Origin of the sequence: Colwellia ponticola (genome assembly GCF_005885605.1) — a bacterium.
GTDB classification, from domain to species: Bacteria; Pseudomonadota; Gammaproteobacteria; order Enterobacterales; family Alteromonadaceae; genus Colwellia; species Colwellia ponticola.
In genome coordinates this window covers 1-15,693 of sequence record NZ_SZVP01000011.1, presented here as the reverse complement: position 1 = coordinate 15,693, position 15,693 = coordinate 1, and the positions used below count along the sequence as shown (strand labels likewise).

Genomic DNA, 15,693 nt, shown 5'->3' with positions numbered 1-15,693 from the left:
TTGATGGTACAAGATACAGCTATAATTAGCAAAGCGTTAAGGTTTATATCAAACGGATTACTACTACTTAAGTGTGACTTAGTATGTGAGGGCGCTTAACGACTAAAAGCCCAACGTAACAGTGTTATTACGATGGGCTTGCCTTACCAAAGCTTACCAATGTAGCAAGGTTTACCGGTGTCGTTTAAAAAGCATAACTCATAGCAATGTTAATAGAGCGCCCTTGCCCTGCTAATTGCTCAAAACCATTGGCATTATCTTGCTTAAACTGTGCAACACTAACGCCGCCCAATGGTAACTGGTAATATTGATCAAATAGATTAGTCGCTTCAATACTTAAGGTTAACGCGTCCACAGTAACTTTTGAACTTAAGTTCACTAATTGATAACTGTCTGTTTGGTTTTCAAGGCGATTATCATCAACACGTGTTTTAGTATCCACCCACTGCCATGTGAGTGAATTGTCAAATTTGCCCAGTTTTTGGTGCAAACCCAGTTTAGTTTGCAACGGTTTTATTTGATATAAAGGCTGGTTAGTATCGTCTCGTGTGCCACGAGTATTAATAACGCCTGCTTTTAATTGCCATTTTCCTAACGCTCTTGATTCATAAAAGTTGTAAAGCGCATCAATTTTAAGACCATAAAGTGTCGCATCAACATTGGTAAACTGTAGTACGTTGCGTTGTGCCGCCGGCTCAGAGCCTAGTAAACTTCTCACCACATCAGCATCTATATAATCGCTTACCTCGGTATACCAAACGTGAGTACTGACATTCCAGCGCTCATCCTTGGCCGATTTGGTATAAGTCGCGCTAAAGGTATGTGCTGTTTCAGCCTCTAAATCAGGATTACCAATATAGCCGTTACCATCACCATACCAACCAATCATTCGAGTCGACATGCTATTTACACCCCAACTATATCGCTCGTATAAGCTTGGAGCACGGTTTTTACGCGCTAAACCAAACTGTAACTCATCGTTATCAGTCATTTGATAGCTTAATAGTAAGCTAACATCCACTAAGGTATCATCACGGTCTTTATCAAGGGCATTAAACTCTGTCGCGGCAGTTGTATTATTAGGCCCTATTGGCATACTGACATCCATGCCACTCATACCGTTATTGTAACCCTGCACGTCATCGACATCGGTATGAACACTTTCAACACGTACACCAGCACTTAGCCACCATTGCGTATTTAATTGATTTTCATATTCTGCAAAGGCGGCAATACGTTGTCGCTTGCCATTGTTAATATTGACGTAATCATTGGGTCCCATCATCATTGACCCCTCAACCGCTGGCCACCAATCGTCAAGGCGATAATCAAAGTATTCTTGACCTAATAATAAGGTACTGGTGTTGCTTAAGTTTAGGCGCCATTTTAAGGTATAACTGATATCTTCAGCATCGGTTTCCATTGGCATCATGCCCATTTTTTCAGGGGTAAAAAAGCCCATTTCATGCTTTACACTATGCCAATTAAGTTGACCTTCAAAATCACTATTTTCAAGATCACGCTTGTACTGCGCAACGACACCATAACTGGTGTTATCAACCATATCCATATACTGATTAGCAAAGCCTTGATAAGGGATTTTTTGATGGGTTAGTTTGACGACAAGCTGCTGTTTATCATCACGCATTGCCGCCGTTAAACTATGGTTTTGTGAGCGGTATAAAGTATCAAGTACCACATCGCCATTGCCATCTTCATAACTGTCTGCGTCGGTAAAAGCGCCTTGATAATTAACGCTCAAGGTATCGCTTGCCATACGCGCACCAACACCAACCGAGCGGCCATTATCAACAGAGCGATAGCGCGCCGATACATAGCCAGAATGAAAACCTAATTCACTATTTTCGCTATACAAAGGCGAAATGGAATTAACATTAATAACGCCAGCAATATTATCTCCGCCCGCGCTAACCGGAGAAATGCCAGCGACAACACTATAAGAGGATATTTGATTGGATGAAATATAAGAAAGTGGCGGGTTCATATGATTAGCACACGCGGCCGTTACATCAGCGCCATCAACTAATACTTTAATGCGCTCGCCCATCATGCCATTTAAAATCGGCAAATTAGAGACGCCCCCGGCTGCTGAAAAATCAACACCTGCTTCACTGAGTATCGATTCAGAGGAGCCTAGTGCTAAATGAGTATTATGAGCATGACCTTGCACTTCTATGACTTCTAATGCATTGTCATTTGCAAAGGTAACGGGAGCTAATATAGCGCCAATTAACAGCGCTAATGGGGAAAGTAAAGACTGAAATTGAACCGTTCTTTCTGTTTTCATAATAATTTATGTCCTTGTTATAAATGACATAAATTATATAGGGTTGTGCTGTGTAAAGCCTGTGACATATTGTCACACTTTAGCAAATAGTAAGCTAAGCCACTCACTAATTAACAAGTAATTTTAAAGCTAAATAAGGCACTAAACTGAAAACCGTGATCGCTATTTTAAAGTGGGCTAAATATTGAAAATATAACCGTGGGAGTTCGCAAGCATTAACACCTGAAATGTTACTGTGTAGCTTAATAATCCAGTCATTAAAGGTAAAAAGTAATAAGGTCGACAGGCTATAAATAGCAACATTTATTAGCAGACACCAGCCAAAAAAAGCAGTAATGACATTGATATCCATTAGTATTAAACACTCCTCTTAGTGTTGAAATTTAACCGTGATCGCTACAAGGTTACAGCTATAAGGTTTTAATACTATAAAAGCAATGTGTAAATACCCACGCTAATAAAAACATGAATTCCCACAATAAGTTATGGGAATTCAATGCCGGTACTAAACAGTAGTGGTTGTTACCGCTAACTTATTAGCCGTCCACACATATAATAACTCTAAGGCAATGGTTGCTGCTGCAAGTGCTGTTATTTCACTTTGATCGTACGCAGGTGATACCTCAACCACATCCATGCCAACTAAGTTAATACCTTGCAATGCACGAATAATTTTTAACGCTTTATCAGAGCTGATGCCACCACATACCGGCGTACCGGTACCAGGGGCAAAAGCGGGGTCTAAGCAATCAATATCAAAGGTCAAATAAACCGGTTTATCACCAACAATTTGTTTTACCTGCGAGACAATTTGCTCAACCGATAAATCATTAGCTTGCATCGCATTGATGACATTAAAGCCATGACCTTGCTGTTTGTATTCAGTACGAATACCAATTTGCACCGATGATTTGGGATCAATCAAGCCCTCGTTAGGGGCATGGTAAAACATAGTGCCATGATCATAACAACTGCCATTATTGTAAGTGTCGGTATGGGCATCAAAATGAATTAACGCCATTTCACCATGATGTTTTGCATAAGCGCGCAACAAAGGTAAGGTCACAAAATGATCGCCACCCAAACTGAGTAACATTTTACCGCTCGCTAGAATTTGATCCGCAGCTGCTTCAAGGCGTAAGGTCATATCTTGCGCATCGCCACAATCAAATACTAAATCGCCTGCATCAATAACTTTAGTATGGTCAAACAGTTTAAAGTCCCAAGGGAATTTTTTGCTTTCCCATGCTAAGTTAACCGATGCGCGGCGCATAGCATCGGGTCCCATTCGAGCGCCAGAGCGGCCTGAGGTTGCCATATCAAAAGGCACACCTAATACCACCACGTCAGCGCTTTGAGCCACGGGCTCTTTCGCTAAAGGGTTTTTCACTAAAGGACGACGCATAAACGTCATCGCATTAGAATATAACGAGTAATCTTCTTTAGTGAATAAATCGCTAAAGGCATTACCATCTGCATTGTTAAATGCATCGTTAGCTGAAGCCGACATTTAAAAACCCTCTAAGTAAGTGTAACCCGCTAAACCTTGTTCCAATTCATCTAAAATACTTTGCTGCTCTTCAACAGAAATACGTGATGAGGCTAACGCACGGTAATTATCACGGATCGCTTCAACGTCAATATGTACATATTTCATCACATCTTCAACGGTATCACCTTCATCGATTGAGTCTATCGTCCATCCACCCTGCTCGTCCATATTCACCACTACGCTGTGCGTATCACCAAAGAGGTTATGCATATCACCTAATATTTCTTGGTAAGCACCCACTAAGAAGAAGCCCATTAAATACGGCTTGTCACTAGTCCAAGCCGGTACTGGCAATGTTGTTTCAATGCCTTGACCATCAACATATTGGTTGATAACACCATCTGAATCACAGGTGATATCTAATAACACCGCACGACGCTCACCTGCTTTTTGCAAGTTTGATAGCGGTAAAATAGGGAATACTTGATCAATTCCCCAGGCATCTGGCAATGATTGAAATAATGAAAAGTTCACAAAAAACTTATCGGCTAATCGTTCATTTAAGTCATCTAAAATCGGACGATGGAAACGATTTTTAGTGCTCATTTGTAAGCTCAATTCGTGATAAATACGTAAAGAAATTTGCTCACCCCAAGCGCGTTGTTGCAGGCTAATAACACCGGTAGCAAATTGATTATGCACTTCAACAATATCACTTTGTGTATCGTTATATATTTCTATTAAAGCACGGTCGTCACTACCACCTGATAATAGCGTCCAGTTGTTCCACATATTTTGCAATAACAAAGACGCTTTGTCTTCAGGCGCAATAATATTTTCTGGTTTGTACGTTTCAGCACCAATAACATTAGTGATTAACACCGCATGATGCGCTGTTAATGAACGACCAGATTCAGAAATAATCGCTGGTTTAGGTTGCTCATAAAGGTTACAAATATCGTTAATGGTGATAACAATGTTACGTGCGTATTCTGCTAAACTATAATTCATTGAGTTATGTGATTGACTACGGGTACCGTCATAATCTACCGCTAAGCCGCCACCTACATCTAAATAATCCAGAGGTACGCCCATAGTACGTAATTCACAATAAAAACGTGCCGCTTCACTGACGCCATTACGCACATCACGAATATTGGCCATTTGTGAACCTAAGTGAAAGTGCACAAGCTGTAATGTATCTAGTTGGTTTTCTGCTGTTAAGCGCTCAACAACCGTTAATACCTGTGATGCCGCCAAACCAAATTTAGATTTTTCACCACCACTTGATTGCCATTTACCCGCGCCTTGTGATGCCAAACGAATACGTAAGCCCATACGTGGTTTAACACCTAACGCACGCGCTTCTTCAAGCACTAAATCTAGCTCTGACAGTTTTTCTAAAACGATCAAAACTTTATGACCTAATTTTTCACCAATTAATGCTAAACGAATGTATTCTCTGTCTTTATAACCATTACATACAATGACAGAACTCGCTTTATGCGCCAGCGCTAGTACCGCTAATAATTCAGGTTTACTACCGGCTTCAAGACCTAATTGTTTATGTTCTAAATCTGCTTGGCTCGCTAATATTTCATCAACGACTTCTTTTTGCTGATTAACTTTAATCGGGTACACCAGCAAATAACGATTTTCATAATTCACTTCTTTAATGGCTTGATTAAAAGCATCACAAATATTGTGTACACGTTGGTGTAATATTTGTGGGAAACGCACTAAAGCAGGCATGCTTAAGTTACGTTCAGCCAGTTGTGTGGTGATATCACTTAAGGCCAGCTGATGGTCATTATCGCTGCGTGGCGAGACATACACCTCACCTTGATCGTTAATCCCATAAAAACCCTGGCTCCAGTAACGAACATTGTATTCCGCTCGAACGCGGTCCATATCAGTGGTATGTTGCAAATTTAAATCTCTCAATAATTTAGGGGTAATGGTGATTCAGTAAGCTGAAATCACAGTCTGGCACAAATTTATCGTACCGATTATTGGTCAATAAAACCATTACGTCTAGATAATAATTTTTGTTTTATTGATAAAAAAAATTGAACATCTAAACCGCACATCTGTTTTTAAATAACGTTACTGCTCGTTTCATCTGTTCGTTTCATCTTTTATATTAAGTTACTGCTAAGTTAGCTTATTTATACCAAACTACTTTAACTGAGTTACTTTATTTAACTTAGTGACAAGGATTTGTTCAACCCGAACACCTTCAAGATCCAACACCTCAAACTTATAACCTTGATGCGTAAAATGATCCGTGCGTTTAGGCAAACGTTTCAAAATATAAATGATAAAGCCGGCAATAGTTTCGTATTGATTACGATCAGGAAATTCTTCAATCGATAAACAACGCATCACATCATTAATCGGCGTTAACCCTTCTATTAACCATGAAGACTCATCTCTTTGCACAATTTGCTCCTCATCTTGATGCGTGATCAACTCACCCATAAAGCTGCTCAACAAATCTTTTACCGTGACCATACCCACCACAGTCGCATATTCATTAACAATCACCGCAAAAGGTTGTGTTGCTATTTTAAACGCATTTAACGCTTCAGAAAGTGTTAAGGTTTCTGGTAAATAGAATAAGTCTTTATCTACTTGTGTAGGGTTAATTTGCGCAAGCTCACCTTTTAATACCAACCGTAAAATTTCTTTAGACTCGATACTGCCACAAATTTTATCTAAACCACCATCACACACTAAAAAGTTATTATGTGGTTGTTCAATAATTTTTTGGCTAATATCATCACTACTGTCATCCAAATCAAAAAATATAATTTGGTCTCGCGGCGTCATCACACTACCAATAGTGCTCACTTCTAAATCAAATACATTACCAATTAATTGATATTCTTGTTTTTGTAAAGTGCCATCTTCCGCACCCGCATCCATCATCGCGATAATATCTTCCGTGGTCACTAACTCGGTACGCTCGGTAGGAACACCAAATAAACGTAACATAATATTCGTCAGACCGTTAAAAAAATACACGGCTGGCATCAATAAAAAAGTTACCCAACGCATTAAGGAGACAATACGAATTGCCACCGCTTCAGGCATGATAATAGCTAAACGTTTAGGTAATAAATCCGCAAACAGAATAAATAAAGACGTCAAACAAATAAAAGAAAGCATAAAGCTCACTTCAGCCAATAGTGGTCCTTGATAAAACACGCTAATCATCTGACGAATATAAGGCGTTAACGCTTGCTCACCAATAATGCCACCAAGAATAGAAATACCATTTAAGGCGATTTGCATCATCGCAAAAAAATTACCCGGTTGCTGTTGCAATTCAATCACTTCAAGCGCTTTAGGGTTACCTTCATCTGCCATAACTCGCAGCTTTATCTTCCTAGCGGCTGCAATCGAAATCTCAGACATAGCAAATACGGCACCCGCTACTATTAATAAAACAATGCTCAACACATCACTCATTTTACAACCCTTTCATCACAATGTAGCCACCATCATTGATGGCTATTTAACACCTGTATAACACACTTTCCAGCAGAAAAATCACGCGCATTATAGAGCGAGTTTCATGTTCGACAATGGTTATTTTTTAAAATATTAAATCTAGCTTGCTTAATTTAATTAAGCTATTGAATAAGAAGAGAAATATATCATTAAAAAATATAAGTAGTTTGTGAGAGTAAACGGTATTAATCAATGATTAGACTGTTGTAGACATCACAGGCCTGGTAAAGAAGTAACCGCATTATCTTCGTTTGAGATCTCTGCAATAGGTGTTTCATCAACCGCTATATAAGCGAAATAGCACCATAGAAACCCGATGAATAAGCAACATAAAAGTGGTACTTGCCAGCTACCCGTTATTGACTGTAACGAACCAATAAAAATGGGACCTAATGCGGCAATACTATAGCCAACACATTGAGCCATTCCAGATAAAGTAGAGGCTTGCTCACTGCTGCTTGTTTTAAGGCTTAGTAGCGACATCGCGATAATTAAACCGCCCCCTGTGCCAAAGCCAATCAAAGCAGTCCATAGTGTAGAAAAAGTAGGTAATAGCACCAGTCCTAAAATCCCCAATAGCGCTATTTTTATAAACATGATTGCTACTATTTTTTTATTCGCAATCCACTTCGTTAAGATAGGTAATATAAAGGCGGGAATGATAGTAGCAAACTGAAAAAAGCCATAAATAATGCCAGCATCTTGCTCTGAATAACCGCTATTACTAAGCATTGCTGGAAGCCATGCAATAAATATATACATAAGAACAAAATTTAAACCAAGGAACACAGATACTGCCCAAGCTTGCTTAGATTTCCACATGTATTTATGAATATTGCTAGATTCAATCGCCGGTAACTTACTCGCTGATTTAACTTGTGGTATCCATATTATTAAAGCAATCAGCGATGGTAACGCTAAGCATATTAGTGAAAGTGCCCATCCAGATAATGGCAAGTGTCCTGAGTCAGCCATCAAAGCAATAGGCACAGTGACTCCTGCACTGGCGGTTGCGCCAATTCCCATCATCAACACATAAGCAGAAGTAACTGAGGTAATATGATTGGCGAAATTACGTTTTAATAATCCAGGTACCAACACATTTGCTAGCGCAATACCAATACCGATTAAAGCGGTGCCAGCAAACAGAAGTAGCGGGGAATTAGTCGCACGAATAAAACTACCAAGTATCATTAAAATAAGCGCCAAGAATAACGTTTTTTCAACACCAACACTCAAGCCTAAACGTGAAGCAAAAGGTGAAATAACGGCAAATGCGATCAATGGGAGTTCTGTCAACAGACTTAATTGCACAGTATCTAGATGAAATTGTATTTTAATAAACTCCATGACTGGCGCAACGCCGGTTATTAAACCTCTTAAACATAAGGCAATGAATAATATTCCGGCGAGTAATACGAAGGTATTGGTGTTTGTTTTTAAGGGAGTGTTATTTGTCATAATACCTACGTAATCGTAAATAAAATGATGATATATTAATTAAAACCAGATTAATTGCGATATACTGACTAATTATCGTTAAAAACGGTCAATTAAATAATGAAAAACATTGATGAAAACATTACACAGTCAATTTGAAGCCTTCAATAGTGATAGCTATCCTATGCATCCAATTGCTTTAGATCTCACCAATATGCATAAGGTGCATGAAACACCTATACATACGCATGTAAAGTGTCAACTTGTTGTACCACTGGAAGGATTAATTACTTGTACATTAATTAATGCTATCTCGATGGTGCCTGTCAATTGCGGCATTTGGATACCAAGCAATGAACCTCACAGTATTAAGATCCCCTCTGACGCTAGGGTTTGTATGCTATTTGTACCACCTGATGTCATTGGTATGCCAGATGAAATTCATACCATCACTATATCTCCTTTAATTAAAGAGCTAATAATACACCTAACACAACAAGATCAATTTTATGTAGAAAATAGTGAAACACAAAAATTAGCTGATGTGCTTTTATATCAGATCAGCCAAATGACAAAGAAACAGTTTGATTTTTCCATCCCAAAACACGAAAAGTTAAATGAACTTGCTCATCATTTATTAGCGCATCCCAATGATCGACAAACTATTGCACAATGGGCCACGCACTACTCGATGAGTGAAAGAACTTTTACACGATTAGTAAGAAAAAATATCGGTACAACGTTTGGACATTGGAAGAGGCAGTTACATCTGATTTTAGCGCTACAAATGTTAGATGAAAAAAAACCGATACAAATAATTGCCGATGAATTGGGTTATGAGTCAGTTAGCGCATTTATAGTCTTTTTTAAAAAAATGCTTGGTAAACCACCAATGCAATACAGTAAAAGTTAACTGTGAATAAAACGACGCCATTGCTGCAACATATCGCCTTTTATCGGCATTGAGAATACCGACAAAAGGCATGAGCATGAGATGAGTGTGTTGCGTTTTTTTCAATTAAAAAGCGCAACAGTTTAGCTTAAAGAGTATAGCGAATACCAATAGCAATGCCGTGATCTTCAGATAATTCCATTCTGGCTTGTTGCTCCTTGTCCGCGCTAGTGAAGTCGCTGTAATCACGACGAGCTTCAACATAAACAACGGTAGCAGCGTCAAACATATAATGTAGGCCTACTACCACGAATTGGCGCTTAAAATTATCATTTGGGTCGGCATTAAAATTAGGCTGAATAACGTAATTATTGCCCGCATCTAAAATATTGTACGAGACAAAAGTACGCATCTCATTATCAAATTGGTATGAAAACAATGATTCTAGACCAACGGCCTTATCAATTAAACGACCGATATTATCGGTATCATGATTTTCATTTTTGTTGACGTTTATCGCGGCATAAAAGCCGTTGTCTTTAAAGTTACCCCAGGTGACACCCATACCGTAAATAAGATCAACAGCAGTGGATGTTCTCCCACTACCAAAGGTCACATCAAACTCACCCCGGTTCATACCCGCTGTTAATACCAGTTTATCGGTTGCTTGATAGGTTACCGCGCCACCATAAGTGTAATTATAGTCAACTTGTTGTGCAGCATCAGAGCCTGTTGCCAGTAATCGTTCACAGTCCCTTGCTGTAATATTTTCATTATCACAAGTGAAAAAAGTGTTATTTTTAAGCTGAGTTTGTACAGTAAAGCTTAGATCACCAAAGCTATTACGATATTGCAACGTTTTATCACCACGTCCCACGCCATTTACCGCACCGTCGTCTTTGTTGTATGTGTAAACACCGGCGGTGTTACCATCCCAGACAAAACCATAGTTTGTGCTGTAGACCACGTCATACCAAGCGCCCCATTGCTTACCAAGGGTGATGCTGCCGTACTTTTCGTGAGACAAACCGACATAACCAAGACGGTTATAGAAAAACTCGTCTTGAATCGATTCAAAGCGATTGTTATAAACAATATCGGTACTGCCTACGGGGTTAACTCCCCATTCAAGCAAGGCATAAGCTTGCCAATCATTTTTTAACTGACGACTAAAAGCAAAGTTAATACGAGAAGCTCCGTTAACCACTTCAGTTGTATCTTGAGTATTAATAATACGCGCGTCGATAAAACCACCAATTGCAACGGCATTAGTCTCATCTTTATAAATTTCGATTGCAGATACTGTGGGGACGATAACAATCGTCGAAAGCCATGCTGCAACTAAGGTTTTATTCATGTAAATCTCTATCTGGTTGTTTGAGTAAGCTTCGCTTAGTCTCTTGTCAAAATAATGGGATCATTTATTCTAACAAATAATTGACTAGGACATCCAACCTAAATAGTTACGATCTAGCGACAAATCCACTAATTATTGCGCTATTATGCAGAAGTTGTACGATGTTTGACCGCGTTAGGGTATATGCCTATTTTTAACGCTACCAGATATATAAATCTTCACACCCAATAGAGTTAATATCATTAACAATAATAAACCAACGGTACCCATATATTGATTTATACTTTTATAAGGTGTCCATTGTAAGTAATGTACTTTATATAATGTGTTTATCCATTTGGTGTCTTCTCCGCTTTGCCTTAGCGTTAACCTATCCCAATTAAGTGCCACTTCTATGCCTTTATTAGTAATAACATTGACACTATCACTAGAGATGACATACCCATACCGCTCTGAATTTTTTAAAAATGAATCATTGAAAAGTGAGCGGAGTTCTTCACTCGTCGGGACTGCTTTTGATTTGAGCGTTATAGGGTCTAAATGTTCAAAGCCTTCAGCAGTTTTAACAAGTAAATGATAACCAAGTATGGTTTTTAATAACCTAACCTCTGTCCACTCTTGAGATTCTGGGATAATAAATGATTTTTCTATCGGATAAGTTTTGACCGATAACTGATCATATGCCTGCTGATAGCCAGGTTTAATAAAGAAAAATATTCCTGTTAATGTCCAGCCAATTACAGGGAAAACTAAAAACAGTCCAATAATTTGATGTATGCGCTTACTGTTCATTTATATAATTTTTTCACCTGAATTTTGATGTAAATCCCTTATACCAACCTTACTAAAAAGCAAGTTTGCTAGCCTTGTTAGACATTTTATCACGTTAACTAAATTGAGCGTAAAGTAAAAAACTCGCCGTAAAAATTAATACCCCCCCATGAATTGATTAAAAAGTTTTAACCTAAACTCACTGTTTAGAAGTCTTGATACTTTATCACCTAAGACAGACCAAGAAAAAAGTGAAAAAGTTTTACGTATACCATAACTTGCTCCTGAAGAGACAATAATCATATTAACCGGTCCCGGAGATATTGACATTGCCAGTGAGAACGAACGTTAAGTTTTTGATGTTTCAGTAGCGGTATTTCGCTCAGAAACGCCACAAGCAGATAAAACAAACTAAGTTGCCGCGTAGCTAGCTACGCGGCTTTATCGTATGTTAGTTGACCTGTATTGGCGCTATAGATTAATGCGATAATTTTAAGGTAGCGACACCCAATATAATTAACATAATCCCTAAGTAACGACCTAAACTTGCGGGATCGCCATAAAAAATCACGCCAACAATAAAAGTACCTGCTGCGCCAATCCCGGTCCATACCGCATACGAGGTGCCAATAGGAATTTGTTTTTGTGCCAACCACAGCAGAAAACCACTCGCTGCGATAAAAACTACCGCAATGGTCAACCCCATAATACGCGTCTTATCGTCTTGCGCTAGCTTTAAGCCAATCGGCCAACCAATTTCAAAAAGCCCAGCGAGTACCAAATATATCCAAGCCATCGTTATTCTACCTTGACTAAACATTTAACAATTACAAAGGAGGAGAATTATAATCAGTTAAGTCAGCTTAAGCACGAATTTAACTCTTACTTTACATTTTTCGGAGTAACCCCGCTGTGTAAACTCTGTAGAGTAACTTATTAGGGTCATATTATTAGCGCTATAACCGTTTACTCATCGTAAAGTTAACTAATACAACCGTATTCCTGACGACGTTGTTTTCATGTTGTAGTAAAAAACCAAACTTTTCAAACAGCGGTTTAGCGATGAATGATGCCTCTACATATAACTGCTTGATACCAAGCTTGTTAGCAACGCAGAACACATGATGTAGTAACGCCGTTGCTACGCCTTTTCGCTGGCATACAGGTGAAACATAAAGGCAATGTATATGCCCATCAGGCGCTAACTCAATAAAGCCGGCAACCTCGTCATCAATTAACAGTAGGTAGGGTTTTGTCAGCGCAAGCCTATTCTGCCAAGCACCATAATCAATGGGATAGGCAGCCCAAGCATTTTTTTGCGCTTGGCCGTAAATTAATGAGTCGATAGCATGAACTGACATATAAAACAGATCCGCGACTTGTTTTGCTCGACTTGATGAATACTCAATAATTTCCATAGACTTTTACTGTCGCGTTAAGCAGCGCAGGAGCAACCCCCAAGGTTATTTGACTTGTTAACCGGCTTATTAAGGTGTTTGTTAGTGTTGCTAGGTGCCTGACACCATTCTAATTCTTTCTGCAGGAACTCTTAATTGTTCAAGTAAATACACTTTAAACGCAGCTTCATAAGGTTGTTTCTCTATGGCTTTTTCCATACACAATAGCCATGCTTCACTTTCTTCAACACCTACTGATAAATGCTTATGTGCTTGCGGAATATTGATACGCCCGTAATGCTCAGCATATAATTTGGGTCCGCCAAGCCAGCCAGACAAAAAATAAGCTAACTTTTTTCCAGATTCAGATAAATCACTCGAATGCATATCCCTAATTTTTTTTGATTCAGAAAAAGTATCCATATTACGATAAAACTCATCAACGAGTTGAGTAATACCCGGTAACTTTCCTGCCATCACGTAAGAGTTGTCTCCTACGCCATACTCACAACTGCTAAAATTCATAAATTAAACCTAAATATCATTATTCACTTAGACACCATGACTCTCCACGAGGTGCTAGCCTCTATACTTGGGTTAGTTTGACAAACCAAAGCCATACTCTATGTGTCAACAATATAATAAAACGGCTAGAATGATAAAATATAACATATATTTCATTGACTTAGACATAATATAAGAGCAATTAGGTTCCAAATCAACTCACCTAGGTAAAATTCTCAGTAAAACGTATCATAAGAATTCCACGGTAACGATTTGTTAGGCATGGCAAACTCTTAATGGTCGTGCTAGATTGAAAAAATGCTACGCTATTCACGCAGAAGTCGCTCAATAGGTCAATCTAATTGTCAGATCAAGATTTTGCCCGTCATACGAAAATCTGGCGGCCTCAAACGAAGGGGCACTCATCGAGGCTTCTGCGCCGTTTGAAAAACCATAACCTTCAGTGGGGACCCCTAGAAAGTTAGTTCCAAGTTTGCCGTCCTTGTTTTCATCATGAATAACTGCCAACGCATACGTTCCCGGAGGGATATCTAAAAAGTTGCAACGTGCCTGCGTATCTCGAATTTTTATCATCACTATATTAGTCGCAGAGTGCAAAAATTCAGTCGGGAAACCCGATGACGATTCGAAAAGCGCACAAGCTACAGCCCCCGTGCTGTTTTTAATGTTCGGAATTGTCACTTGAATTCCGGAGCACGATGATTCGGCAAATACCATGGCAGGAAGATTCGCCAATACTAGCACTGCCGACAATGCTACACAACGGATCCCCACAGGAAACCGCGTCACCGGATGCCTAGCAGTCGATGCCAACGCAGACTGCCGATTAATTGATTCTCTCATTAATTGCTCAATAGCACTCTCTCCTTGGTTTGGCAGGATACGCTTCTGACGCCTCCCCCCTTTTAAGCGGCTAAAAATCGTTGGCTATACGTTAGTGGGTACGAATAAAAACCAACTTTTTTTGTACGACTTGCAAACCCCTGCTAACTTTCACTACTCAATAAGCATGGCTACTCTTAATCAAGAAAACCAGACAATTTGGCTTGTGCCAAAAACTTCTGTGAGTACTCCAGCTGGACATATAGTAAGAATACCAACAATGCCCACAAAAAGCTCAAAATAGTTATGTATTTTAGGAAGCTTACTATGCCACTTCACTGATCCCGATAAAGAAAAACGTATCATGCCACCCATAATAAAGTGTCTATTTCATTATGGGTGGCATGTTTAGTAACTGACTGTTTATAAATAAAAAATAAACATAAGTTTTTTAGCTTTATTCCAAGCTGTTTTGGTTACTGGCATGGATATAGTACAGCGCAATACCTAAGCAGATAACGGCCGCTATTCTACTTGGCGAAAACACTATCGCGTCATTGCCGAACCAGCCGAAATTATCGATTAACATGCTCATTAACAGTTGCCCAAAAATAACCGCTACCGTTGCTACCGCTGTACCAATTTTTTGCACCGCAAACACCATAATAACTATGTAGGGTACGCCGCACATCGCGCCTAGCAACTGCCATTTAGGTACCTCGAGTAAAGTTAACGAATGCGCAGGTTCAAAATAAAAAATAAGCAGACCTGTCACCAAGGCACCTAACGAGAAGGTTAAAAAGGCACAACGAAATACGCCAACTTTACTGCCAAGTTGTCCATTAATTGCCGCTTGAATACTCAATGTTGCGCCACCGATGACCGCCAACATAATCATAATAAATGTCATCACTCCCCCTTAACCTTGTGCTATTAACATAAGTGCTGCTACGATAAATCCCAGTGCGATAAGGCGCTTTCGGTCAATTGGTCGCGGTTGACTAGCAAATAAGCCAAAGTGATCAATGAGTAAGCTCTTCGCCACTTGGCCGGTTAAAATCCCGATCATGGTCATCGCGATACCTATTGCTGGCGCCGTAATAGTTAGAATCACAACATATATTAGCCCTAATATTCCGCCAAGCAGTGTCCAAGAAGGCTGGGCAAAAAATG

15 protein-coding genes are annotated in these 15,693 nt (G+C 39.3%); 1 reads left to right on the top strand and 14 read right to left on the bottom strand.

The annotated features are described in order from the left end of the window. Window positions 1-184: 184 nt before the first annotated feature. The 6 genes from FCS21_RS11330 to FCS21_RS11305 form a co-directional block, all read right to left on the bottom strand. Window positions 185-2,308, bottom strand: coding sequence for a TonB-dependent receptor (locus FCS21_RS11330; RefSeq protein ID WP_138623455.1), 2,124 nt, complete (start codon window positions 2,306-2,308; stop codon window positions 185-187). A 106-nt stretch (window positions 2,309-2,414) separates the two neighbouring features. Continuing rightward, entirely contained in the window at window positions 2,415-2,660 is a 246-nt protein-coding gene (locus tag FCS21_RS11325) for a DUF6868 family protein (RefSeq protein WP_138623453.1), read from the bottom strand. A gap of 153 nt (window positions 2,661-2,813) precedes the next feature. Continuing rightward, window positions 2,814-3,818, bottom strand: a complete 1,005-nt coding sequence (gene speB / locus FCS21_RS11320) for an agmatinase (RefSeq protein WP_138623451.1) — start codon at window positions 3,816-3,818, stop codon at window positions 2,814-2,816. Next, complete coding sequence (gene speA, locus FCS21_RS11315) at window positions 3,819-5,711, bottom strand: biosynthetic arginine decarboxylase (RefSeq protein ID WP_171035694.1); 1,893 nt, start codon at window positions 5,709-5,711, stop codon at window positions 3,819-3,821. It abuts the gene before it with no gap. Window positions 5,712-5,978: 267 nt separating this feature from the next. Then, the gene (paeA, locus tag FCS21_RS11310) at window positions 5,979-7,274 is read right to left on the bottom strand and encodes a polyamine export protein PaeA (protein ID WP_138623447.1); all 1,296 of its coding nucleotides are present in this window, start codon (window positions 7,272-7,274) and stop codon (window positions 5,979-5,981) included. 255 nt (window positions 7,275-7,529) lie between these two features. After that, window positions 7,530-8,777 carry an MFS transporter gene (locus FCS21_RS11305; RefSeq protein WP_138623445.1) on the bottom strand — a complete coding sequence of 416 codons (1,248 nt, stop codon included), beginning with the start codon at window positions 8,775-8,777 and terminating at the stop codon, window positions 7,530-7,532. Window positions 8,778-8,889: 112 nt separating this feature from the next. On the opposite strand from FCS21_RS11305, the gene FCS21_RS11300 reads away from it, so the two are divergent. After that, window positions 8,890-9,669 (top strand): helix-turn-helix domain-containing protein, encoded by a 780-nt coding sequence (locus tag FCS21_RS11300; RefSeq protein ID WP_171035690.1) that lies wholly within the window; start codon window positions 8,890-8,892, stop codon window positions 9,667-9,669. Window positions 9,670-9,796: 127 nt separating this feature from the next. On the opposite strand, the gene FCS21_RS11295 is transcribed toward FCS21_RS11300, so the two are convergent. The 8 genes from FCS21_RS11295 to FCS21_RS11255 form a co-directional block, all read right to left on the bottom strand. Beyond that, window positions 9,797-11,005: a porin gene (locus tag FCS21_RS11295; RefSeq protein ID WP_138623443.1), complete on the bottom strand. Its 1,209-nt coding sequence runs from the start codon at window positions 11,003-11,005 to the stop codon at window positions 9,797-9,799. Window positions 11,006-11,179: 174 nt separating this feature from the next. Next, window positions 11,180-11,797 carry a hypothetical protein gene (locus FCS21_RS11290; RefSeq protein ID WP_138623441.1) on the bottom strand — a complete coding sequence of 206 codons (618 nt, stop codon included), beginning with the start codon at window positions 11,795-11,797 and terminating at the stop codon, window positions 11,180-11,182. Window positions 11,798-12,254: 457 nt separating this feature from the next. After that, complete coding sequence (locus FCS21_RS11280) at window positions 12,255-12,572, bottom strand: DMT family transporter (protein ID WP_138623439.1); 318 nt, start codon at window positions 12,570-12,572, stop codon at window positions 12,255-12,257. Window positions 12,573-12,732: 160 nt separating this feature from the next. Further along, window positions 12,733-13,194: a GNAT family N-acetyltransferase gene (locus FCS21_RS11275; RefSeq protein ID WP_138623437.1), complete on the bottom strand. Its 462-nt coding sequence runs from the start codon at window positions 13,192-13,194 to the stop codon at window positions 12,733-12,735. Window positions 13,195-13,284: 90 nt separating this feature from the next. Further along, a complete protein-coding gene (locus tag FCS21_RS11270) occupies window positions 13,285-13,698 on the bottom strand; it encodes a group II truncated hemoglobin (protein ID WP_138623435.1) in 414 nt (137 codons plus the stop codon). Window positions 13,699-14,022: 324 nt separating this feature from the next. Continuing rightward, a complete protein-coding gene (locus FCS21_RS11265) occupies window positions 14,023-14,433 on the bottom strand; it encodes a DUF2141 domain-containing protein (protein ID WP_246047196.1) in 411 nt (136 codons plus the stop codon). Window positions 14,434-14,977: 544 nt separating this feature from the next. Continuing rightward, entirely contained in the window at window positions 14,978-15,430 is a 453-nt protein-coding gene (locus tag FCS21_RS11260) for a DMT family transporter (protein ID WP_138623431.1), read from the bottom strand. A 9-nt stretch (window positions 15,431-15,439) separates the two neighbouring features. Then, on the bottom strand, window positions 15,440-15,693 hold a 254-nt coding region (locus FCS21_RS11255), incomplete at its 5' end, for a DMT family transporter (RefSeq protein ID WP_171035688.1).